17 protein-coding genes and 1 tRNA gene are annotated in these 24,196 nt (G+C 54.7%); 11 read left to right on the top strand and 7 right to left on the bottom strand.

The features are described from left to right. Positions 1-172: 172 nt before the first annotated feature. The gene (locus tag E2484_RS22545; RefSeq protein ID WP_137287450.1) at positions 173-502 is read right to left on the bottom strand and encodes a transcription initiation factor IIB family protein; all 330 of its coding nucleotides are present in this window, start codon (positions 500-502) and stop codon (positions 173-175) included. A gap of 519 nt (positions 503-1,021) precedes the next feature. Here E2484_RS22545 and E2484_RS22540 point away from each other — a divergent pair. Together E2484_RS22540 and E2484_RS22535 are read left to right on the top strand one after the other, a co-directional pair. After that, positions 1,022-1,106, top strand: a tRNA-Leu gene (locus E2484_RS22540). 54 nt (positions 1,107-1,160) lie between these two features. Next, positions 1,161-2,318, top strand: coding sequence for a tyrosine-type recombinase/integrase (locus E2484_RS22535; protein ID WP_321112978.1), 1,158 nt, complete (start codon positions 1,161-1,163; stop codon positions 2,316-2,318). A 40-nt stretch (positions 2,319-2,358) separates the two neighbouring features. Here the strand turns inward: E2484_RS22535 and E2484_RS22530 are convergent, their stop codons facing one another. After that, the gene (locus E2484_RS22530) at positions 2,359-3,702 is read right to left on the bottom strand and encodes a PD-(D/E)XK nuclease family protein (RefSeq protein WP_170977464.1); all 1,344 of its coding nucleotides are present in this window, start codon (positions 3,700-3,702) and stop codon (positions 2,359-2,361) included. Between the two features lie 288 nt (positions 3,703-3,990). After that, complete coding sequence (locus E2484_RS22525; RefSeq protein WP_137287447.1) at positions 3,991-4,788, bottom strand: hypothetical protein; 798 nt, start codon at positions 4,786-4,788, stop codon at positions 3,991-3,993. Positions 4,789-5,055: 267 nt separating this feature from the next. Here E2484_RS22525 and E2484_RS22520 point away from each other — a divergent pair, with 267 nt between their 5' ends. Continuing rightward, positions 5,056-5,691 carry a hypothetical protein gene (locus tag E2484_RS22520; RefSeq protein WP_137287446.1) on the top strand — a complete coding sequence of 212 codons (636 nt, stop codon included), beginning with the start codon at positions 5,056-5,058 and terminating at the stop codon, positions 5,689-5,691. A gap of 358 nt (positions 5,692-6,049) precedes the next feature. Next, positions 6,050-8,506 (top strand): hypothetical protein, encoded by a 2,457-nt coding sequence (locus tag E2484_RS22515; protein WP_137287445.1) that lies wholly within the window; start codon positions 6,050-6,052, stop codon positions 8,504-8,506. 245 nt (positions 8,507-8,751) lie between these two features. On the opposite strand, the gene E2484_RS25855 is transcribed toward E2484_RS22515, so the two are convergent. Continuing rightward, positions 8,752-10,908, bottom strand: a complete 2,157-nt coding sequence (locus tag E2484_RS25855) for a lamin tail domain-containing protein (protein ID WP_321112977.1) — start codon at positions 10,906-10,908, stop codon at positions 8,752-8,754. A gap of 143 nt (positions 10,909-11,051) precedes the next feature. Between E2484_RS25855 and E2484_RS22500 the strand changes: the two genes are divergently transcribed. After that, positions 11,052-11,735, top strand: a complete 684-nt coding sequence (locus E2484_RS22500) for a uracil-DNA glycosylase family protein (RefSeq protein ID WP_137287444.1) — start codon at positions 11,052-11,054, stop codon at positions 11,733-11,735. 1,027 nt (positions 11,736-12,762) lie between these two features. Here the strand turns inward: E2484_RS22500 and E2484_RS22495 are convergent. Continuing rightward, positions 12,763-16,371 carry an Eco57I restriction-modification methylase domain-containing protein gene (locus tag E2484_RS22495; RefSeq protein WP_137287443.1) on the bottom strand — a complete coding sequence of 1,203 codons (3,609 nt, stop codon included), beginning with the start codon at positions 16,369-16,371 and terminating at the stop codon, positions 12,763-12,765. Positions 16,372-16,970: 599 nt separating this feature from the next. Between E2484_RS22495 and E2484_RS22490 the strand changes: the two genes are divergently transcribed. Both E2484_RS22490 and E2484_RS22485 read left to right on the top strand, forming a co-directional pair. Then, positions 16,971-18,002, top strand: a complete 1,032-nt coding sequence (locus E2484_RS22490; RefSeq protein WP_137287442.1) for a hypothetical protein — start codon at positions 16,971-16,973, stop codon at positions 18,000-18,002. 29 nt (positions 18,003-18,031) lie between these two features. Continuing rightward, positions 18,032-18,565, top strand: coding sequence for a hypothetical protein (locus tag E2484_RS22485; RefSeq protein WP_137287441.1), 534 nt, complete (start codon positions 18,032-18,034; stop codon positions 18,563-18,565). 305 nt (positions 18,566-18,870) lie between these two features. On the opposite strand, the gene E2484_RS22480 is transcribed toward E2484_RS22485, so the two are convergent. Further along, complete coding sequence (locus tag E2484_RS22480) at positions 18,871-19,464, bottom strand: hypothetical protein (protein ID WP_137287440.1); 594 nt, start codon at positions 19,462-19,464, stop codon at positions 18,871-18,873. A 151-nt stretch (positions 19,465-19,615) separates the two neighbouring features. Between E2484_RS22480 and E2484_RS22475 the strand changes: the two genes are divergently transcribed. From E2484_RS22475 to E2484_RS22465, 3 genes are all read left to right on the top strand, one after another. Continuing rightward, positions 19,616-20,779 carry an HNH endonuclease gene (locus E2484_RS22475; protein ID WP_321112976.1) on the top strand — a complete coding sequence of 388 codons (1,164 nt, stop codon included), beginning with the start codon at positions 19,616-19,618 and terminating at the stop codon, positions 20,777-20,779. Positions 20,780-21,280: 501 nt separating this feature from the next. Further along, positions 21,281-21,634 (top strand): transcription initiation factor IIB family protein, encoded by a 354-nt coding sequence (locus tag E2484_RS25290; RefSeq protein WP_170977463.1) that lies wholly within the window; start codon positions 21,281-21,283, stop codon positions 21,632-21,634. 96 nt (positions 21,635-21,730) lie between these two features. Continuing rightward, positions 21,731-22,039, top strand: coding sequence for a hypothetical protein (locus E2484_RS22465; RefSeq protein WP_137287438.1), 309 nt, complete (start codon positions 21,731-21,733; stop codon positions 22,037-22,039). A 203-nt stretch (positions 22,040-22,242) separates the two neighbouring features. Here the strand turns inward: E2484_RS22465 and E2484_RS22460 are convergent, their stop codons facing one another. Next, positions 22,243-23,208, bottom strand: coding sequence for a hypothetical protein (locus tag E2484_RS22460; RefSeq protein WP_137287437.1), 966 nt, complete (start codon positions 23,206-23,208; stop codon positions 22,243-22,245). 54 nt (positions 23,209-23,262) lie between these two features. On the opposite strand from E2484_RS22460, the gene E2484_RS22455 reads away from it, so the two are divergent. After that, the gene (locus E2484_RS22455) at positions 23,263-24,174 is read left to right on the top strand and encodes a hypothetical protein (protein ID WP_137287436.1); all 912 of its coding nucleotides are present in this window, start codon (positions 23,263-23,265) and stop codon (positions 24,172-24,174) included. Positions 24,175-24,196 lie beyond the last annotated feature (22 nt).

The raw sequence follows: 24,196 nt of genomic DNA, 5'->3' as shown, positions 1-24,196 counted from the left end.
GGGCGTTAGCGACGGTTTTCCTCGGTGGACGCTCGGCCGCCGAACCGCCGGGATGCGCTCGGTGATGCTTTCCACGAGCGTGCGCTCGACTGACTCGTGACTATCGATTCGTCGTTCTATCCGACCCTCAGTAGCGGTAGAACGTAGGGACGACTCCGAAAACGCTCTAGCGCTACCACGACGGCGGTTGTAGACCAGCCTCTTCCAGGAGTTCCTTCCAGCGTTGCTGAATCGTCAGTCGCGCGACCCCCGCGGCGTCGGCCACCTCGCTCTGCGAGCGCTGGTCGCCCTCGATGAGCGACCCGGCGTAGAGACTGGCCGCGACGACGGCCTGCCGGGAGTCGGCGTCTCGTTCGCTCGGCGCGTCCCACTCCGAGACGGTCGAGAGGAAGAGGTCGGTCGCCCGCGAACGCGCGGCGGTGTCGAGGTCCAGTCGGTCCGCGGCCTGTTGGATTTCGGCGAGCCATCGCTCGTTTTGGACGTGGTCGCGTGCCCGATACACGGCGATAGCTTGCGACCGGATTCACATAAGCGTCTCGGGGCGGTTGCGGAACGATACGTCGGGATTTTTGGGGATAGGTTAGAAGATCTCCGCCGCTACGACGTACCGTTTTGCCGAGAAACACCTCCGAGGGGACCGGAAGACGGTGTAGAAAGTCCGCGCGCGCTCGCCGACGGAAGACGGTCCTGCTCGCTGGACTGTCTCCGAAAATATCCGATTTCCGGCATTTCGTTCGCTGCGCTCACGAGACGACCACGGGCCGCAGGCCCGCGACCGGGCGGCTCCTTTATCTCACCCACGATGGGATGGTTGAACAAGCGTTCCGGTAGTTTGGTCAGCCTGCCATTGCGTATTTGAAACGGATACGTGCTACTTAGAGAAACGAAGATATGTGTTAGAGGATTGTATTGGGGGTTCCGAACTGTATCTCCGTAGCATCGAGCGCACTCGGTGCGCACCCGTCGCGGTCCTCCCGAAGAACGACAGTTTCTTGTCGCCCTCGCCGGAACTGGAGAGTGCGCGCGGGTTGCCAAGCCAGGCCAACGGCGTAGCGCTTAGGACGCTATCCCGTAGGGGTCCGCCGGTTCGAATCCGGTCCCGCGCACTGAGCATCGTACAGCAGTCTTCCAATTTTCATCTCGGCAGGACATCGATGACAATGGACCTGCCAATCACGCTCTCACGCTGTCCCGTTTCCATCAAGATCAAATTGGAGCCATCACGGGGCATCCCAGTCGTACCGAAAACGCACGAGGGCGAACTGACTGATAAGCAAATCGTCGACTACAAAGAGCAACGCACACAATTCCTATCATGGTTGCTAAAGGAAGGGAAGGCACCCGAGAAGGCCGAGGGGTACTCACCCTACACGGTGTCGAATACGGCGTATCGGACCGCGCAGTTCGACCGGTGGATGTGGGACCAGAAAAATAGATATCACTATCCCCCGGAATCCGACGACGCCGCGGCCTACATGGACTGGCTCGCCGTCGCCGATAAGACACAGACGGATAAAGGGAAGAAACAGGAGGCTCTCAAGCGCTGCTCGAAGTGGCTTCATCACGAACACGGTCGTGACGAATGGAACTTCGAGTATTCGTTCGATGGCTCAGGTGGGAACCATCAACCGCAAGATTTCTTGACGCGAGAGGAGCGTCGGGTGATTCGGCAAGTGGCGCTAAACGAAGGGAGCCTACCCGCCTATAGTACGCTTACTGCCGAAGAACGGAGCGGCTGGAAACATTACGTCGCGAACGTCCTCGGCAAGGACTACACGGACGTCACCGAAGAAGATTGGGATGAAGTGAACGGTTGGGAGATTACATCGCTCGTCTGGACAAGCCTTGATGTCGGGTTCCGGCCTGCCGAAGTCGGAAACGCGACTACCGAGTGGGTCGACGCGACAAATGGCGTGCTCCGCATCCCTAAAGCTGAGTCATCGAAGAACGAGGGCAACTGGACGGTAAGCGTAACCGACAGAACGGCGACGGCACTCTCGCGATGGCTAGAGGAACGAGAACTATACGACCGATACGAGGAGACGGACACTCTTTGGCTCACAAGCCACGGGAATCCTTGGGGCTCGAAGAGTCTCCGACGGCTCCTTCACCGACTCTGTGACTATGCCGGTATCGAGACGGCGAATCGGAAGATGTCGTGGTATACAATACGACACTCCGTCGGGACCTACATGACGAAAGAGCGGGACCTCGCGGCGGCGAAAGCGCAGTTGCGCCATAAGAACCCAGTAACTACCATGAAGTACGACCAAGTGCCGGTCGAAGATCGGCGTGACGCACTCGACCGGATGGGCTAAGTCAGACTGTGGCGGGTAGGCCCGACGCTAACACCATAAACTACTCCAGGTCGATTTCTTCGAGAGATTCCGTATAGATATCATCGATTTTCGAGACTAACTCTTCGTTGTCTACGACGTGGTCTACAAACGCGTCTCTGAGCGCCGCGATATACGCTTCAAAGTATGACTCGTGATTTTTCACATCGATATCGTATGTTACTTCGAGTAGATTCGATTTATTCCCGGTGATTTCGCCGGGTTGTGGCGTATAATCGGCTATCTTCTCCTTCCGGTCGTAAAACATCTGCTCGAACGAACTCTTGAACTCCTCGGGGCTCGGGGGAGTCATGCGGAAGAAGATCTTCAACTCGTGGTCCCGGACGGCATTTTCGCGATGTTTCTCTAACCGATGAAGAAATCCGATTCGTACGTCAGGCCGATTTCGATTATAGATGTTCTCTCGGGTATCCGCCCGCTTCCACCATCCGTCTCTAAAAATCCACGCCCAATCGGAGGTTGCCTGCTTGAATATCCACCGTTCAGATGATTCACCATTTCGATTGAATTTGAACGTAACGTACTCATCCGGGACCGGAGAACTCGATTCGACCTCACCAGTATCGAGCGCATTTGCTAATCGTGTTCCCCACTCCTGCTCGAACTCGGTCCAGCCTTCGACGAAGGCGTCTTCTACCTCCTGAATTTCGTCGTAGTGACGCACGTACAACTCCATCTTTTCTTGCTGATTCTCTTGATAATCCGTCATGGTTAGCTCATTCCGTATTGTATCGATGAACGCGTTAAGTTGAGCCGTCGTTCGAGACGGATACTCTCCGTAGCTCTCCGCGAGAAACGCCTGTAGCTCCGACGCAATCCACTCCCACGACACGTGCACGAACTCGCATGCATTCGGAGAGGATGCGTCTGCCGGTGCGAGGTAGACGTAGTGGTGTCCCTCGATTACCGATTTGTCGAGATTGATGCCATCAAATGCTTCGACCTCCACGTATCGCTTGGTCTGGTCGGTACCTTCCGACGAATCGACCTTCAACTCAAAGCAGAGAAACCAGTCCTTATCCGACCAAATAACGATATCCGGCCGCCCTTGATCGGTGACGACTTCCTGTTCTACCTGGACATCGTCAAGGTCAAAGCGGGAAAACGAAAACTCGAAATCGTCTCGGGCAGATAGTGCCCGGAGGAGATGTTCGAGCGCCTCATCGTTTAGCCCGTGCGCTTCGTCAGGTGTTAGAAAATGGAGTAAAAACTGTTGCCAATCAGTTTCCCGGCGACTCCGGCCTAAAATCTGAAGTGTGGTAGGCGGTGGCTCGTCCGCTTCCGGAAGCGTATCGAGACGTTGAGTAAGTTCATTCAAATCGTGCTCAATACTCTCGGAGGTCACATCTCGTATTCCCTCCATTAGAATATCAAACTACCGCCAAACAAGCTTCTGATTTTTCGCTCTTAACTTCCATCTCTAACGGTAACATGCTAACGTCGCTCTATCGTTTGAATTCCGGAGCGACCGATGGAGGGGGTCGAACGAAGGTCCGAGAAACCGTTTGCACGGCTTACAGCCGTTTCTCGCCGAGTTCTAGCGACGGAAGGGAAGGGAGGGAATAGGTTACCGAGAGCGATATCACAGCGGTCTCATCGTCGTGAATCTATCTTAGACTCCGGAGAAAGCGGTTTACTCCGTCCGGCCTTGTCTCTGATAGAGAAAGCTCAACCACTTCCTTAGCTTCTCCTCTGTAGGCAGATCAGCGACGGCGTCAGTAGTCGATGTCGCTAACTTCTCAAGCGTCCGGTAGACGGCATCTCCTCGTAGCGTACGCTCGTAGATGTGCTTCCAGTCACCTATCTCTTCGAGAAGGCCGTGGTCGTTCGCTATACGGCGGCTTGCCGCCCACCGCCACGAATTCTGCTTATACTCTTTGTTTTTCGGGATTTTACGTTGCGGATGGTCGCCTACCCACATGAAAATCTCCCGAAGCTGTGGCTCTTGAAGGAGTATGACTAACGCTTCACGGCGGGCAACGAGCTCCTCGATATCGTTCTTCTCCGTCGAGTTCTCGATATTCTCGGCTCTAGCGAAGAGTAGGCGGCTCTCTGGCTGATTGCCGAAGTCGAGGTCCTCCCAAAGCGGGTAGAGATGGTCTTCTAAAATCTCGTCTTCACGTTCGACGAAATCCGTTTCCGCGTGCGTTAGCCAGTCATCGAGCACGTTTCGTAGCTTTCGAATTTCGGCTTCGTTCGCAGGGAGAACGATATCCTCCCAATGGTATCGGCCGCCTTCGTCGGCCATCCGGTCGCGCCAGAATCGCTCGGTGAGTTCTAGGTCGGACCGGAATTCCGCAAGCCGATTTCCGAGGACGGCTGCTGTGGCCGACTCGTTCTTTAGTTGTGATTTAACTCGTCGGTCGTTGCTTTCTCCCCTGATATATTCCCGCTCATTATTCCAGAGGAAATCTGCTCTTTGTTCTCCCATATAAACCCCTACTTCCTCATTTGTCCCGTTGTAGCGAGTCACTCTTATAAGTAACGACTATGTTCGTGTAGCACGTCTACTACGATAGGCCCGGAACGACGAAAAACGAATGACGGGCCGAGGAACAAGAAATGATGAAAGTAACGGTACCACTTCAGCGCGAAGGGCGTGTAGCGATTCCACACCCCGTACGGACCGAATTAGAAATCGAACACGGCGATTTAGTCGAACTCGAAATTCAGGCAGTTACCGGAGAACACGATATCGATGAGTGAAGAACGCAATTATCAGATTCATCCAGAGTTGGTGCTCACCGTCCGAAAAGGTGAGGAAGAAAAATTCTCATTCTTGCTCATGAAAGGTGGTATTCCAATCTCCTCTGTATGGAACATTCCCGAAGATGATCTAGAGAATAACACGGTGCGGTCAGTGATAGCCGCTGAAATGGCGGATACAGCTGCGGGTCATGTTGACTATGAAGAAAGAGAGCTACATGAACAGTTGGGTGATTCATTGGGCGATGCTGTTATGGACTTCTTCCCTAATTCAGAGTCCGTGGACCGAGAACTAGATTACACCCTCCTCGATTTGCTCGCTGATACACAATGTATCTCTGTATCTCTCGAAGATAAGGGCGAAATATGGTTTGTCGAAATGAATCCACCTGAGGAATCACCGATAGAGGAATCAAAAATCTTCAAGATGTCGGCGCAAAACTCTACATCAGAGGAAAAGCATCGTGCCTTCGAATCTTGCTATCAAAAACTTTTCCAGAAAGATGTCAATCTCGACACGGTGCAGTGGAAGATACTAGTGTCATACTGGATGGATGGAGCGGATGACGCTCTCCGCAATGGAAAGGGTCACGCAAAGCCCTCGATAAAGGGTTTCGTCACGGGGTGAATCCGAAGACACCGTAGGAATTACCTCCATCACTGGTTCACACTTTGCATCCGAAAACCAGTGATGTGAGGGGAGATTACGAAGCCTCGTCTCGGCTCTATGGCCCGACACGAGTACTAGTGTCGAGGTAGGCTCCCCGGCACATAAGTATTTTGTCAGACGGTCATGCGCAGCCGTGGCTCCGGGTCTTCTCCAATCCAAATTCCACCTACAAAGGAAGGATACTCATCATCATCATGACCGAAGGACTACTCGACACGACGGTATCGAATCGCCCAAACAGTATCCACGTGACAACGGCGGTAAGTCAGTACAATGGCCGGCTTCCCATCATTAACAGACTCGGTGGTGGTCCGGCATGAGTCAGACCAAGTCCGCGACGAATTTCGCACTTTCTGACGAGGAGCTCCTTCGACGGACAAGACGGCGTTCTGCTACATTCGAGAAACTTTTGGACGGGAAGACCGCTGAATTTGAATCGCCGAAGGACGCACTCTACGCTGGGAGCGTCCTCCTAGCATGGGAACAACGCGGCTACCGAGATAGGGAGCAGATAGTCCGGATAGTCGGCCGCCTACCCCTCGACACCGATGTCGTCGCCGTAGAACTCGACAGTATCGTCGGACGAGCGATTAACACGGTCGAAGCGGTCTATGACCGAGAACCTACCTCGGAACTTGACCGTCTCATTCAGGAACTTAGCGCGCTCTCACTGGATGAGCAGCGGCGCATCCTCCAGAAGCGTGGCTACACCTGGCCGAGGACCGACGATGTCCATCAACGACTTCGGAATGCCGTGTTCGGGTCGATGGAACAGGGAGAGTGTGCTGTCCTCGTCGCCCCGACCGCTGCGGGAAAGACAGCGATTGCGGTCACAACGCGGTGGCTCGAACACCAGTCAATAACTGGCGGTGAACCCGTTATCCTACTCGTCGAAACCAAAACGGCACGCGAAGAAGCAAAACAACGAGCGGAAAATGCCGGACTGAATGTCGCCATCCTTGAGAGCTACACGGTGTGTCCGGTCGCAAACGGTGACTACGACGATGAGATTTGGATTGAAGATATTCCCGCGAGTCAGTGGTTCGAAGACGAAATCAGTACGCGTGGTATCCGGGCCGGGGAAGCGCACGAGCGAGCTGAATGGCTCTACGATGGTGAATTACCGTGCTGCGCGGGCGAGATTACATGTGAACTCTCGGAGCAGTGGACGCATATCCCCCGCCACGACAATTACGATGCACCGGTCCACGATCTCATCATAGCCACCGATGCGTTCGCGCACGTTCCGAGCATTCGCGAGAACACGAATATTATCCACGACGAACAGCCGACGTATACCATCGACTTCGATACGAATCCGTATCTACATCAGCAGCGGATTCAAGAGATGGTGGGGTCGTTCCTTACCGAAGTCGACGCTCCAGTAACACAATGGGAGTCGTTCGTTCACTACGCTAGAGAGGGTACAGCCGACGAGCGTGCCGCAATCACGTCTGCGATTCGAACGACTCCCTCGGACGACTGGTATCATTACGGAGAGGGTGCGCATCGGCTCGCGCCGAGACTCACGCGTGTTCTCTGGCAAGCATTCGGTAATTCCGCCGGACCGCATGGTCGTTCCACTGCAACCATCGAATACGAGCCCGTACGATTTGACGGCACGGACGATGACCCGGCCGGCATTAACCGCCTCTCGGTCGTCGTCGATGATCAAAATACGGTCCGGACGATTCGACAGGTGCCCGATTTCTCCATCTGTCGAAGCGTCGTCGGACTCGACGCATGGCCCTGCTACCCCCTATGGGAACGGAATATCCGTCCTGGTATTCGTCTTAACCGTGTCTTAGACGCCGAAGAGCGACAACTATGGCGACTCTTCGAGCGAGGACTTGCAGTCGTGAGGGTAGGCGAGGCGACACGACCGATGACAACCGGCGAGAATTTTCGTGTGCAACACGCGCGGATTATCATCGAAACCCTCTCTCATCGGTTTCCCGACCGCTTTTCGACCATCGGAACACCGAGTAGTATTGAGGGTCGCATCGAGACCATCATGACGGAGGTCGGTATCGACGACCCCGAGACGATGCACCACGGCGAGCAGAAGAGTAATAACACCTTCAAGGACGAGCTTGTCGGACTGCTCTACGGGTGTATCGACCCCGGCGACGGTCCGATACTCGACCTCCTCGCCGAATGCGGATACTCCGCACGGCCGAAGTACCGTGGGCATGATATCCCATGCGATAAGTGCGGGACGACCGGTGGAAACGGATGTAACCGCTGTCGTTGCGAGCAATGTAGCGGTAATGGGTGTTCCGCCTGCCACGAGATCGGTCGGCAACGGGCGTTTGGTCGTGGTTTCGTCGGTCCGGATGCAGACAAGGCAACCACGTTCCTCGAAAGCGTTCGTGAGTGTAATAACGCGCAGATGGTCGGCCGATGGGGACGGGAGCCGGACGAGAATGCTGCTGTATACGCCTGTACGACTGCACTTCCCGATGAACTCGTGGACTTCGAGGTTCCCGGCGTCGTCTGGACGTACGGGGAGAAACAACAGGCCATCATCGAGGAACTACTCGAACGCGAACGAGCCACCATCCGGGAGATACAGGAGGCAATCGAGGCCGCCGACACCGACATGACTGTCTCTCGCGAACATGTCTGGAAGACTCTCAAGAAACAAGTCAGCCACGGAAACGCCGTGAAACATGACGGTGAAGGGGCCTATAACGCGGATATCTACGAGTGGACGGGTCCCGAGTTCGTGAGTCGGAACGGTATCGCCGACCTCGGTGATGAATTCTGTTAACTCCCACGTATAGAGTCCTAGTACGTGCGAGTTAACGAAAACGGAGTTTCGCTATTGAGACGGGGTAGGCGCGGCATCGTCTCCCCGACCGTTTCTCACTATGTCATTCTATTCCGAAACGAGATCGGTGTCGACTCATCAAAATCGTCTCCTGCTCTCCTTATTCGGTCACGGCGGGTCTCACCTCCGCGCCTACCCGACTCGTCGAGCGATGCCGATAGTCGACTCGACGACTGAATCGCCTGCTAATATGATCGCTTGAGGATGATGTCGCCGTCGCCATTCCGAACGAGAATCGTATCCCCGTTATTATCCCAGATGGCGGCATCCGAGCCCCAGTAGAGTTCCGAATCGGTGTTCGTGCCGCTCCCGGTGTAGAGTGTAACCGTCTCTCCCGGAGCGAGCTCGAAACCAGTCGGGAAGCGATAGGTATGGTCCGCGGCATCGCTTAGACGCCAGTCCGAAAGGTCGAGCGTCGATTCACCGGTATTCTTGAACACGAGATACTCGTCGTTTTCATTCTCGTGGTCGTTCCCGGTCGCATCTGCATGAATCTGCATTACGGCGAACTGCTGCGAATCGCCACCATCCGTCGTGGTCGTCGTAGTCGCCGTCTGTTCAATTCCCCAGAGGCCGACAGTCTCAGATTGTGCCTGCGATTCCGCACGTTCGAATGCCTCGCGCTTGCTAAACTCACTCTCGTAAAGTCGGGCATACCCCTGATCGATAAGTTGCCGATTAAAGAGCTCTCCATCGTCGTGGTAGACGTAGACGAGAAGTCGATCGTAGCTCCCCCGTCGGTCCGCCGTCGAATCGACTTGCACTCGGATCTCTTCGTCAAGCAGTGTCATCCGCGCGAACTCACTCGCCTTATGGCCCCAATCTCGAAGATGGTCGCGTCCGTCTTCCGTCTCCGGAATTCCCTCGAACTCGGCGGGGTCGGTCTCGACATGGACTTCCGGCGTATCGACACCGAGAAGCCGGACATTCTCGACCCGCCCATCGGGGAATTCGACTTTAAGTGTATCGCCATCCACAACTTCAAGAACCGAGACGGTCCACTCTGACTGTGACGATTGGTCGGGGGTAGTTGTCGTAGTAGTCGGCGTTGGCGTCTCTGTCGGTGTCGTAATTCGAGTGGTCGATTCTGTCGTCGGTGTCGATTCGGTGGTCGTGGTCGGTGTCGATGTCGTAAATCGCTCAAGGGCATACTCGTGCGTGGAGTAGTCCCCTCGCGCTACATCGCCGGCCTTACTCCATTTGCCGTCCGGTGCCCAGTCGATACGCGCCGATGCCTGCTGAAGACCGACGGCGGCATTTTCGTTCCAGAAGAAGATGGAGACGGCGCTAAGTTTCGTCTCCGCCGCCTTCGATGCGACGACATCCCGACTTATCCGGCGAAGTTCGGTATCCGAGAGCCGTGCGACCGACTGTTCCGTCTTAACATTTACTTCGAGACGCACGACACCGAGATAACTGAGATTCTCCGTACTCTCGATCTCGTAGTTTGGGGTAGAGGCCGGTGTCTGAATTTGCGCTGTCGTCGTCTGTGTTTGCGTCTCCGTCGGAGTCGTCGGGGATGGTGTGGTAGGCGGTGTGGTCGTCGGAGTAGTCGTTTGTACGGCCTCGTACTGCATCGACCCGGACCACGAGGCGATTTCATCGTCGAAAATCACGTCGCGGTCCATGAGTCGGACAGTTACCTCATGAGTTCCGGACTCGAATTGATCGAGGTCGTGTTTCGATAGCCGATACTCGAATTTCCCATCTCGTCTTGCGTCTACGTCGTCCGTTTCGAGCACCGTCTCGCCGCCTACCTCGATGACAAAGTATGGCTCGCCGAAATCTTCATTGCCGGAATCGGCACTCTTGAGCCTCGTATTTGCACGAATCGTGATGTCGAATGTAGAGGCATCGTCATCGGATGCCGGCTGAATCGTCGCTGCTAATTCTTCTGGTGCCCGTGTCGTCGGCGATGATGTTGCTATCGTCGGTCCCGATTCCGTCGTCGAAGTTGTAGTCGGCTTCGGTGTATCTTCCGTGGCGGTAGCTACAGTCGTACTTGTTGTTGGAGTCGATGCAGCAAGAACTGCCGTAGAGGTTCCGTTTGCCGAATTCGATGAGGGTGTTGCATCGTTGCCACCAGTCGACTCGGGAAGTAGCGCGACACCTCCGACGCCGAGTACCGTTGAGGTAACCATGAGATAGACGAATGACGCCATGACGACTCGCCACCATCGTCCGGTTCGAAATCCGGGAAGATTGTTGAGATGCCTCGTGAGAAAATCCCGACTGCCACGAACATTGAGTCCAGCAAGAATCGGGAATATGAAGGCCCCGAAAAATAGGACCACTCCTAAGAAAAGGAGGATATCACCGAGGATAGTCGTCGGCGTCGTCATTTCTTTTCCCTACCATTTTCTGTCATTTAGTAATGGACCGGCTGCGTTAGCTACCCGTTCCTCAGAACTATCGTAGGGGCTCTTTATCGCGCTCATTATGTCCAGTTTTTAATCTTTTATAGCACGATATTGTACGGTTTGCTATGGGGGAACGGGAAACTGACATCGTTCAAAATGCACACCGGGGAGAGGGTCCCTGCGAAGACTGTCGTGCTCACGAGAACTCCCGGGGGACATTCGTGAATCCCGGCCTGTCGAACCCGGAGGGGGAACTGCTCTTCGTCACTGAGGAACCTCGCCATCCGGTTGAGTGGAATCAGCACAACGACTGGGCGGAGTACAATGCCGAATGGCTACCCCGATTCAAGGCCGCACAGGGCGGGCAGTTTATCGAGAAGTTGCTCGAATCGGTGGAGCTCACTCTCGACGATGTCTGGATAACGGACTCCATCAAGTGTCCGACGCAAGAGGATACCAGTCGGGGGATTCCGGCGACCGACACGAAGGACTGTTTCGCCCATTGCCGCGCCTACCTCGATGCAGAGATCAACGCGAGGAACCCATCTGGAATCGTCACGCTCGGACGACAGGCGACGAGACGGACACTACGAGTCCTCGGGATACCCCGGTCACGGGCCGCCTCTGTTCGCGTCTCACGGGAGTATGGGATATGCGAGTACGATACCCCCTCTCCCGTAGTTATTTCGCTTCACTGGGCGCAGCGGACGATTACGGAAGACGAGTGGGTGCCGGTCGTGCAGGAGGCTATCGCGAACGTCCTTACAGAGAATCACTCATCAGGGTCGATAGTAGGCGACCGGAGTTGAAGCCCGTCTCGACCATATTCGGATGCTTATCCGTATCTTCTATCGATTCAACCTACCTTAGCATTCGTTTTCGACGGAGAGCATTTGCATGACGGAAATTAACTGCTATATGCTATCGTATGTCAATATAGGGCGTGGAAAGCTGGTATACGTGCTAGCATCGGCTGGATGAGTTCCGAATCCACGCCCTCTTGCTCTGCCCTACACTATTCTGTAACGACTGAGACTCTCGTGCTACCGGGATGAGGCAATCTAAGAATCTGTCGTGGTGACGAAGCACGTTCGATAGAACGGCTCGACCAGCAATCAATGAGCGTCGAGGGAGAGCAGGAGACTTGATTGTGCTCGCGCGATTTTCAGTGATATAGGACCGCAATCCCACAGGGTGTATCACTAATTCGTTTCAACCCCATTCCTCGGTGAAAGTGCTAACTTGTTTAGGGACAACCTATGCGAACTCCACCTCTCTGTAGTGTCAGCGCATGTTCTCAATTTTCATCACCGGGGGCTCTCTGCTCTTCTACCCCCTAATAAAGTATATACGTTCATGCAAGGTGATGCGACAGAATAATGGCTAATACAAAAATGAAAGCACCGAAGCGGTAAGGCTAAAGACCTCTCTAAATATCACATCTGCTTCCTTGTCGATGAACCCGCGCATGGCACCGACTTCGACTCATATTCTACATCGTCACCAAAGCGGTATTCGATGAGGTCGACAAGCTCGTCGTCCAATGTGACCGTGATGCGGAGCATCGCTGCACCGGGATGCGGCTCGCTGGTTTAAGTATGCATTCCTGCCACGGAGGTGAATCGGCGGTGCACCCTGGATAAGTGCCGGTGATGCACCGGTACACCACGCCGGTGTTGAAGACTTCTAGAAAAATCGTAGTAACTCTTTAGAAGGGGCCGACTCATAGACCTATACGCGGTTGCACCGGGCGACCGTACGACAGGTACTCCCATATCTGTCTCTTTCATCCTGAAATGCATTAACGCCCTACAGCGATAGGAGATCCGGGTAGCCCTATGGCTCGGAGGCGGCTGCCAACGTCGGCCGGTGTGGCGGTGCCTCTTCCTCAAGAAGCTGGCGTTCATCCATATCAAGTTGATAGAGGTCGTTGACGGCCTGGTTCAGTTTCTCGTACCGAGCCATAATCGCATCCTCTTGGACTGGGTCGAGGTCTTGAATTGCCTCCGTCAGTTTCTCGATGCGCTGGATCAGCTCTTCATCGTCTTCCGGCGGTGCCGGGAGCCTACTGAAGTAGATCGGGGTGAAATGCATCGTCCGAATCGCTCGGTTGTGGATCATGGTATATGCATACCAGGAGAAGAGACTCGAATTGAGTAAGCCACAGAGGTATTCACACGAATGCTCCTCTGAGGTGGCAAAGATAGCTGTATCTGCGATGTACGCACCTTCGTAATCGACAGCCGCCTGTAGCACGATGCGCGGGACAGGCGTTGTGACGTGAGCTAAGATGTCCTGCCAGACAACCTTCTTTTGTTCATGGTCGTCCGGTTTGACGTCGTTCCGTTCCAATATGCTTTCATCAAACCGGCTTTCATGCACAAACCGGAACTGGCTGATGTCATCGCCACGATATGCGTGGAGTCCGTCGCCGTCTTCAGTGACATAGTCCTTGAAGTAGTCGATGCCTTTGGTCGCGTCCGCATAGTCAATTTCCCCGAAGCTGGGATACTCTTGCAGGGTTTTGATCAGCGATTCGTTGTCCTCATCCACCCACATATAGAAGCACTCCCGGCTCAACGAACTCTGTTGGTACGCCTTCTCGAAGAAACCGTCTTCTTCTCGCCGTCCGACGGTGACCGGGTCGGTTGCCTTACCGTGCATTAGGGTCAGGATGATCTGCTCCGCATCAACACCCTCGAACGCTTTCCCGACGTCGATCAGGTATTCCAGATCCGTATCCAAAAGATGCTCCCGCGCCGACATCCACCGATGGGCGTACGTAAGGGACTTTGGGACGACGAACGCGATCTTCCCGTGTTCACGCACCAGTTCTTCGGACCGTGTCTCGAACACGACTGACGAGTGATTCGTATCCGGATAATCCGCTAATTCTGCTTCGGCATCGGAGAGATCGATGCCGTACGGTGGATTACTGACGACGACGTCAAACCCACCTTGTTCGTCGAACACTTCGTAGAACTCAAGCGGCCAATGCAGATAGTCTTGCCCAGCAAGATCCGTCTCTGTAAGATAGCGTTCGACCTCCATGTCGTCAATGCGGTCTTCGCCAATGTTATCGATGATTCGTTGGACACGGGACTCCGGGGTTCGCAGGAGATACTTGTGAGACAGCGACATGGACACGTAGCCACCGGTTCCGTTGTTGATTCGCATCCCTTTCTCATCCCGGAATTTCTCGTCCAAGTGGTCCTTTTCGTCGTCGGCAAGCGGTTCTGTAAACCGGAGCGTCACTTTATGGATGCTCTCCGGTTCTAGGTCCGGTTGGCCAATCTCGTCCACATCGTAATCGAACGCGATGTCGGCATCCTTGAAGTCCTGGAGTAGTTTATTGTTGAGACGGCTGTTGTACTCCTCGTCCTTCTCCGCGATCTCCCCCTCAAGCCGCTGGGCGTCCATGCCGTAGACCTGCTTGTACTCGTCAACCTTGTCCTGCCGTTCCTCAATCAAGTTTTCAATCGAATCTGTAGCGTAGTCACCGAGGTGGTGGCTTTCGACACCATCATCGCGCAACCGGTTCGTATCCGTATAGCCGATAAGCGAATTACCTTGCCGGATATTGAACGCGACGTTGGGCAAAGCCAATTCGGACTGATCCAAGTCGTCGATCTCCTCGGTCGTTAGCTCGGAGATGATGGAGAGCCAGAGCCGGAGCTTGGTGATCTCCACGCCCGGACCGACAATGTCGACCCCATATAAATTCTCCAATACCGTTTGTTTCTTCAGCTCGTAGAGGTGCTTGGACTCAGAATGCACCGCGTACAGCGCCTGCCGAATCTCAACAATTTCACCGAGGACGGAGGTGAGGAAGTGCCCGCTACCGCACGCCGGGTCAACGACCCGGAACTCGTCGACTTCCTCCAAGGCGGTGTCGATGAGGTCGTTGCTGCCTTCTAGTGCGTCGATGAGGTCGTAGATTCCGTCGTAGTTGTCGAACTCGGCTTCTGGCCAGCCACGTTCCTTCTGGATAGCCTCCTTAAACCGCTCGAAGAGAACGGATTGGACCGTCTTGTCTGCACAGAACCGGGTGATGTCATCCGGCGTGTAGTAGGCGCCGAGCTCTTTCTGAGCGCCTTCCTCGCCAGCAAGGTAGTTGATCGTCTTCTCGAACACCGTGCCGAGGATGCTGGGGTCGAGGTCGTCCGGGTTCCCGGCCGCAGAGAACGTGTAATTCTCCAAGAACTCGATGATGGAGAGCAACACCGAATCGCGGACATCGTACTCACGTTCATGGTCGAGGTTGGTGCGGAACAGACCACCGTTCAGGTACGGCACGTCGTACAGGTCGTCGTCCTGGGCGTGGTCCGGCCGGTGCTCCGGCTTCTGGTTGAACACGTCGTAGATGAGCGGTTTGATGAATGTCTGGTAGAAGCTCTGCGGGTGGCCGCCGGTCTCGTGGCGTTCCTTGAGTTTCGACAAGAGTTCCTCATCGACGACCCCGGAGTCCTCAAGGAACTTGATGAAGATCAACCGGTTCATCAGGGACACGGAGAAGAGGCGGCGTTGTTCATCCCGGTCCTCTTCGGGAATCACGGATGGTGCGACTACACCGTTTCCAACGAGGCACCGCTCTGTGTCCCGGCCATCCGTGTCTTCGTCAAGGATACCGAACACGCGTTCAATATACGCCTCGTAGAAGTCGTCGCTGATTTCGCTTTGTTTCCGGCGGATGACCGTGTTCGCCTCGCCTGCGATAGAGAGGAAGTTCTGGAACTGGAACACCCGGATGAAGTCCGCCAAGGCCTGTCTGACGGCGTCGTCCACCCATTCAGTAAGACTGGTGCCACGACCGGTGACGTTCTCGAAGGCGGCGATGAAGGCTGGCTGAAGGTCGACGTACGGTTCGGTGAGCTGGTCGTAGCTGTACGAGTCCCGGTCGTACTTGATCAGTGCCCAGCGCATCCCGTCGGTGGCGATACCGAAATCGGCCTCGAACTTCCGTTGTCCGAGCCAGTCCTTGATCTGGCCGATGCCGTGTCGGTTCTGGTCCAGTTTCTTGTTCAACGGCTCGGCCTCGATCAAAAGCCGTTTCGACTCAATATCATCGTACTCACGGAGCGAAACCCCGAAGTCTGCCTTGTTACCGTACTCGTCGGAAAGATCGCCGGGTTCGGGTGCACGATACGGGTAATCCAAGGCCCCGAAAAGCGTATCGATGATGTCATCTACAGTCAAGTTCTCTGGGTCGCTCTTCTCGATGGAATGTTTTTCTTCGAGAACTTTGCCTCCAGGATGGCTGTGCAGGAGTGCTTGGAGGAGGTCATCATCACCGATGTGATTCCGGAGGTCACGGACGATATCCTCGATGGTTGTAGCTAGGTCATCGATGGCATCGTCTGGAACCTGGGTGTCGAACTCTTCGGTAACGAACTCGGTCGCGACCGAGTGCAATGGATTCTCGGACGGGTCAAAACTTGAACTCATGTGTGGGGAGGGAACCGGTCGAAGAACCGGAATATCAGCTTATCGGCTATGTCATCCTACCCGCACTATATAAATTCAACTATCCTAGCTAGGACCTAGTTCTATAGAGAATTAGTCCTCAAAAGTTGAAGTGAGATCTTGAAAATACTGACACGGCAAGTAGGTGTTAAGACAATTCACTACTCATATAGAAAGGCCGAACGAACTGACTTTCGCGATGTACGGTCTCAGTTCCGGAAGAAGAGATACCACCAAATCGCCTGCCGCCATGAAAGGAGATATCCAGAAGAAAAGCGGAATTAAATGGCATAACTATTCAGCGGGGGTTAAACCGTCTTCTAACATATAGCGGAAGATTTCCAACGTTTTCTCACCGTCGTCGGTCAGCCAGACCTGTTCCCCTTGGCCTGCCCACTGGACGCGGATGCAGGAGATGCCATCCTAGAATAACCCCGACCCGCGGTAACCGGTTACTCTTGAGCGATTCCTGATTGGGAATTCAGTGGACGAATCCATACTCTCATTTTCTATGTTCTAAAGCAGTCGAAGAGCTGAACGGACAGGCTTATGTGATGTGGCTATCACGTTGGCGACAAGAGATGCCATCACACAGCCTGACACCGTACAAAGTGGTGCTCCGGGAGAAAGGGGAGCCTGACAACCACTGGAATCTCAAGAACCTGACCGCGCACGACCGTCAACTACCACACGAGGACTTCATCGACACCGTCACTGCCCTCTGCGAACACTACGCCGCCAATCCCGCCGCCGACGACGATTTAGAGAAGACGTTCCACATCGACGAGTACAGCGTTGAGAACCACCTGGTCGAAGGTATCATCCGGACCGGCGACCACGGGTACAGCTCTACCCTCCGCGACATCGAAACCAACGAAACCCGGAAGAAGAAGGTCACCGAGGCCGAAGAGCTCCCGTTCTACTTCGCCCTGGCCATCCCGCGCACCCACCGCGGCGAACTGTACGAAAACGGCAAGGAAGCCATCCTCGTCGTCCAACGCATCAACCGCCGCGGCGTCAAAACCACGCTCCTGAAACAACTCCGTGAGATGGTGACCGGCGACACCGACGACACCCTGCTCGAGGTCAATCCGATCTACACGCAGGACGTCCTCGACAAACTCATTGAATCGAACCGCGTGCTCAAGGCCGAGTTCAAACTCCGGGAGTCAAACACCACCGACGACGAGCAACGTTACCGATTGCTGGAAGGCGTCGACCAGGAGGATACCCGGTCGAAGTCCGTAGTCTGGGAGGCTGGCCGCGGCGGCACCCTCGCCGGATTTAGGGAGAAGGCGCGCGAACTGCAGGGCACAGACGGGACGTTTGCCGAACTGGTCAACGATGACGTCAGCGACCTGAAGGTCCAGGTCGAGAAGGAGACCGGCGGGATGGAAACGTTCTCCTTGCTGGAGGATAACCTCCGGATGACGAAACGCATTGAGCGCGACGACCTCCGCCTGTACGAGGGCCTGCCGACGACCCAGTCAATTGCCCGGCACGCCCGCGCCTACATCAACCAGGTGCTCGACTCGGACATAGTGGAACCGATTGATACACGGACTCAGCTGCCCAACGTCCGGATGGACCGGCAGACCACGGTCCAGTCTTAGTAGTACGGCTGTAACCCGTATTCAGACCCATGCTCTTCCGAAACCTCACCCAGATCGTCGCTGATAATTACACCGCATTAGCCGGGGAATCATCGTGGCCCGGTCGCATCGCCTGGGGGTACGTCGCCACCGTCTTCCTCGCGTTTCCCACCGTCGCCGGAATCGCGTTGAGTTTCGTGACCCCCATCTGGTCAGGGCTACTCGGTACGCTCGCCCCGGTATTCGGTGTCTTGACCGGGTTCTCGATTAACGCCATCATGCTGTTGACCCGGCACTCGGAAGAGGACAGTTACGATCTAGAAACGCACATCGTACAGGAGACCCGAAAGTTCACTTTGTACTCCATCCTCGTCGGGTTGACACTGATCGGTCTACTCGTCGGCGTGCTCATCGCGAGCAAGAGCACGATCAGCATTCAGTACGACTTCACCCGTATCGTCTCAGCCGGCGTCTACACGGTGATGATTCATTACTTCCTGACGTTGCTGGTCATCACGCATCGGCTGCATTCACTCATTGAGGGCGGCGCCATCAACAACGCCTACTGGAATTTGTTTTCTTAATTCGCCGGTTCAATGACGCTTGTAATTGCACGGAGCTCGATAGGTCGTACTGTCCGCGCAGGAATTTCTCGGGAGATGTGAATCAGCCCGTCGAGACGAGATAGCGAGCGAAGGCGATGCCGACTAAGAGGGTCATTGCCTACATGATGAACGCACCCCGCAGTCCGCTCGGAGACGTAAGTCCGACGAGAAACGCGAGGAGTGGTGCGAACACAAGTTCTACGGTTAGTTGCTCGCTTCGACTGTGTCGAAAGATGATCTCCGATAGGGAGTCTTCGGTAGGAGAATTGCTCATAAGTAGCGGTTCAGACGTTCATCGATGAGTTTGACCGCACTTGCTCCCACTCCTCCGTGGTTCCCGGAAGTGGTTCGCCCATGTAGTCGAGAAGTTCCTTCGCCTGCTCGACCGGGAAGACGAGCGTCGGATTTTCTCGCCAGGGGTTAAATCCAACTTCACGGAAGAGCTCACGGTGCCAGCCGAGATTCCGCACCGCATAGCTCGCTCGAAGATGAATCGCACCGTTCTTCGCATGTCCGTTAACCGCAAACCACACCTTTGCAACTAATGGCGTTAATTCCGAGGTATTCGGTGGCCGTGGTTCCTCCTGCTTCGAATACCAGTTCTGAAAGTACGGTTTGAGGGCTGGATTCGATGGTGTCGAAATGTAGTAGGTCTCGCCGTCTACTCGAACATTCACTTTGAGCGAATCGAGTTCGGTTTCAAGCCACTCTGCGAGTCGCTCATTTTTTACGGTGGCTTGAACCGACGGTGTGCTTAGTGGCCCGGTGTAGGCACCGCCCCCGAAAAGGAGTCCGGTAAGAATCTCTCGCTGTCGTCGCGTCGGCTCCGGTGCATGCCGTGGATTATGCTGCCAGTGGGCGCCAAGCGCTTTGAACACCTCCCGACACCAGGGACACATGCTATACCCTGCCAACAACCATCACCATTCTCCTATTGCTATATGCTCACAACAAAAACATTTCTATGAAGAAGATGGAATCGACTTCCTTACGTAGGTTAAAGTAGTGGGACTTGCGAGTCCCGGCACGATGACGGATTGGCGGACATGGCGAGCGAAGAATCACGATATTCAGGTTATCGACCGTATCGGCCCGAAGCAATACCGGGTCAACGGTCATCGGGGGCGGGACTACGAAGTTGACCTCGGCGACTACTCCTGTTCCTGCCCGGATTGGAAAAAACGCGAACCGAACGGGGGCTGTAAACATATTCGCGCCGTCTATTTCGCGGTCGATACGGGCGAACAGTCACCGCCTCGTGGCAATGTCCATCAACAAGCGCGTTCAAGTTCACCGGACGCCTCTGCCTACCCGGACGACTGGGATACACGCCGTCGGAAGGTGTATCGCCGTGACGAGTGGACCTGCCAGAACTGTGGGAAGAAGGGTGGGCCGAAGGGAGAGACGCAACTCGAGGCGCATCACATCGTGCCCGTCGGAGTAGGCGGGAATCATTCCTTAAGTAATCTCGTAACACTCTGCCATGCATGTCATACGATGGTGCATGGCCAGCCCAATACGAACCCGGGACCATCAATCGCGAAGCAGGAGTCGGTCACCTCAACTACGTCAAGCAACACGTCGGATGCATCTCCGTCGACGACTACACTCGAACAAGAGGAAAGCGATGACACAGATATCCCAGAGCCGATAGGAGACGAGCTCCTTGCACGTGACCCGACGAATGCGTTACCGGCGTGGAGTCAAAGCCGTCCAGAGTATGCCCCCGAGCAAGCACCGGGAGCAATCGGGAGTAGGGTTGGCTATGACGACCCTGGCGAGAGTGACTCTTTAGAACGAACGTCGGATGCAGATTATTTCGACTCTCCCACTTCTCCGGTCGAGGACGAGACATCCCGCGAGTCTACCTCATCGGAGTGTTCCACGACTCCGACAACCGACTCCGCTAGTGTGACTTCCGAACCATCGAATGATTCCTCTTCAAAGAATTCGTCACAACGGAGCCAATCTGAGGAACCGGAAGTAAGTAGCGCAACGACGACGGACGAGTCCGAAGAGAATTCTCTGGGAGTCGTGCTTAGTGCTAGATTTCTAGTAGTCTTCCTCCTTTGGATTCTTATAGAGGGGTTACTTCTTGCCCTGACTTGGTCTCCACTGAACTTCGGACTCCGACTTATCTTCATTTGTTTAATATTCCAGTGGTCTTCCTCGACGATCCGAGTACCGAATTAGAATCGGATGATAGCTGAATTCCGTGTCGCTCGTTAACTCGCACGTATAGAGTTCTAGTACGTCGGAGTTAACACGATTTACACTCCGGACGATAGCCTCCCTTTGAGAACATATCCTCTCCCACTATTCGAAGCAGCCATCACTAAATTAGTAATAGAATCAGAGTAGTCCCAAAGTTACATCTATGCGGATGGCGGACGATTGCTATCCTATCCCCGAGCGATACGAATGGACGCCGACGAGAAATTCAGGGTCGACGTCGAATATCGAATCGACCGGCATGTTCGTCGCCTCGGTCTTCCGACGGACCATGCCGAGCTCGCGAAAGCATTCTATCGGTCGTATCATTCGTCTGCGACCGCCTATACACGTCCAGACGATATCTTCGCACTCGGCGCACTCTACCTCGTACAGAAGGTTCGAAATAAACCCACAACCGTTACGGACCTCGTTGAAGACACCGACATCGCGGAAACCCCGGTGTATCGCGTCGGAAAGGAGATGCAACGGGTCGTCGCCGACGAGTATGGCGTCGAATTACAGCGCATCGATCCGACGGCATTCATCGAGCGTTATGCCGCCGCGCTCGATGTTTCTTCGGAGACGACGGAGAAGGCGAATGCGATTCTCGAACGAACGGAATCGACAATCCAGAACTGTGCGAGTCGAACGAAAGCGGCGGCATCACTTTATCTCGCCGAGCAGTACACCGAGACGAACGTACAGCTCACGGAGGTCGCGGCCGAAGCGGATGTGTCTGGGCAGACGATTAGTCGGCGAGCACGAGAGCAGAAGGCCGTCCTCTCCGACGACTTCCTCTGGGGTCGGGACGAAGGAGACGACTCGCCGGAATAACGTCTGTCGATTTCTCTTCTTGGACTCTACTCGAAGAACACGTTTGTCTATACAGTGGGAAGTTTGATGGGTAAGGAAGTTCAAATAAACCATGTTATGGCTTCTAGCACCGAAACGGACCTCACAGCGCTGACTACGAATCAAAAGGTGATACTAAAGGTGCTAGTTGATGCCGACGGTGAGGCTCTCCGCGGCATGGAAGTGCGCCGGCAGGCGCGAGAGAATTATGGTGTCGAAATGTCTCGGAGCGCAATGAACGGTGCGAGAAGGGAGGGCACGGCGTATCCCAAACACATGGTAGATGAGACGTTCTACGATACGAATGAGGGAGACGTCGATTACAGGCATGCGACACATCGGCTCAAGCCCGAATATATCGACACGGTCCGCGAGCAACTACAGTAATCCGCCGCCCACGACGACAACGAGGAATTCGTCGAAGAACCGACGACAGTAAGCTCCGTCTCGAAATGCATCCCGAGTAGTGAGACAGCTTCGATGACTCGCACGGCCTCTCGGAGCCTACCTCCATTCAATCATCTGGAAGTGCATCGCTTGTTAACTCGGACGTATAGAATCCTAGTACGTGGTAGTTAACGAGATTCGGATTACCCCGATTCGAGAACTCGACGGGCACGTAAGAGATGCGCGAACCCATCCCCGAAGAGCCGATTCGGTGCCTTCGTCGTTTCCGTCTCTGCGTTACATGAGCGCTTCAGTAGTGGGATGCCTTCGTGGTAGGCTCGGAGCATCCGGTGATATCCGTCTAGCGATAGCGCAGTCGCACTTAGCGAGTATCCGCGTAAGTTCTCCGGGACATTCGATTCCATTACCGAAAGCGCCTCCGCGAAGGTGTCCATTGCCTTCTCTCGTTCTCGATTCTCTCGGTGTATCGTGGCCTCGTCGACTAACCGACTCGCTCGAATATAACCGTTCTGCACCGCACTATACGTTGCATAGACATCCCGCAATTGAGTCGCATCCCGACGAACGTTCTCTCGATTCGGGAGCAACTGAGAGCGATGCATCGCGCTCGTATCGGAACCTCGCTCGGTTTCGTTCTGTAGTGTCTCAAGAGCGGAATCTACTTCTGAGAATTTACTCTCATGATTCCTCGACGCCGGGAGGCCGTTTCTCTCCTCCCGAACCTCGAAGTCGATAGCCATCAATTCCTCGCGGAGATCGCTACTTGTTCGAAGGTAGGCGAGGAGTGTCTCGTAATATGTGTGCGCGGCTCGAATTTCCCGAATCTCATTCTCGATAGGTGGCTTCGCTGGTGGGGACACACCGGGGAGGACACTCAGGAGGTTAGCGATTGAATGCTTGATATCTGCAATTTTCCGTGCTCGGTCGGTCGCATCACTATTGAGTCCCGTCTTACTCTTCGCGAGAGCGTTCTCGATATCGTGTATCAGTCGTGGTGTCTGATGAGGGTCCGCGATGTCCGCATCGTCTACCCTCGTGGCGAGGTTACGAAGCGCGGTCCCGGAGTCGGTGTAATCGGTCGAATCGCCGAGTAAGGAAAGGGAGAGTAACCCGCCGCCGAGAAGAGCGAGGAAGTTCCGCCGTTCCATACTTTTTCTGGCTTGAGAAAATATTTAAATGTGTTGTCTGAAAATTATGATAGAGTGAACGAACCGAGTAGTGAGCGCGTCGGACTCGCCATCGCCCGACTCCAAAACGGACTCCGACCCGCCGATGGTCGCGGGTCACAGACGAGAGCTATCCAACTCGCCGATAGAATAGCGGAAACAGAACTCGACCCGAGCCTACTCGCACAGTATGATTCGGCGTCGGAGTTCAAAGCAGAACAGGTGGAGCCCACGGTCGATACCGTCCGACGGCTCCGGAAGCTCACGGAACTCGTCGAAGACGATTTCGGCGTGGATGTCGGTCACTCTAGATTTACGAAGGTCGCGACCGGGCTCGCAAAGCTCTCCTCGCTCGGGTCGGTCGTCATCTCAGGTCATAATCTCGTCCTCGCCGCGGGCGATTTGCGTCAGCGCTATCGTGTCGTCGGCACTCCCGAGAAGATCAAGGAACAACAGTATACGACGTTCTATGAGGCCCTCGGAATTTTCGTTATCGACTGCATGCTCTTCACGACGCCGCTTAATTATCGGACGGCATGGCTCGGGACGCGATTCATCAATAATCGGTTTCTCTATCGGCTCCGCGGTGTATCAAAACCACTTCATCGCTACGCCATGAGTGAATTCCACTACGTGATTCGTGATATCCTCCCGAGGCTCCTGCATGGTGCCGTCCACTACTCCGACTACCTCCTGTCTGTGACCGTCGGGACGTTCGAGCAACTCTGGGAATTCGGAAGTGACGATATTCCTATTACCAAGATTCCCTCGACTGTCGAGAGATTAGTCGACGAGTTCCATCAATTCGCGACCACAAACTACGCGATTGAGCCGCCGGACCTCGACTGGAACACACTCTATGCCGACATTCTTTCGGAAGTGAAGGATATTACCGATGTATCGCTTTGGTCCGTCGACGAGATGATAGCGGACATCGAGGCGGTCTAACGCATCTCCGCGCCTACCCTAT

Origin of the sequence: Halorussus salinisoli (assembly GCA_005239435.1) — an archaeon.
In the GTDB taxonomy this organism is placed as follows: Archaea; Halobacteriota; Halobacteria; order Halobacteriales; family Haladaptataceae; genus Halorussus; species Halorussus salinisoli.
Note: the sequence above shows the minus strand (reverse complement) of the source record. Positions and strands in the feature narration are given on the sequence as shown.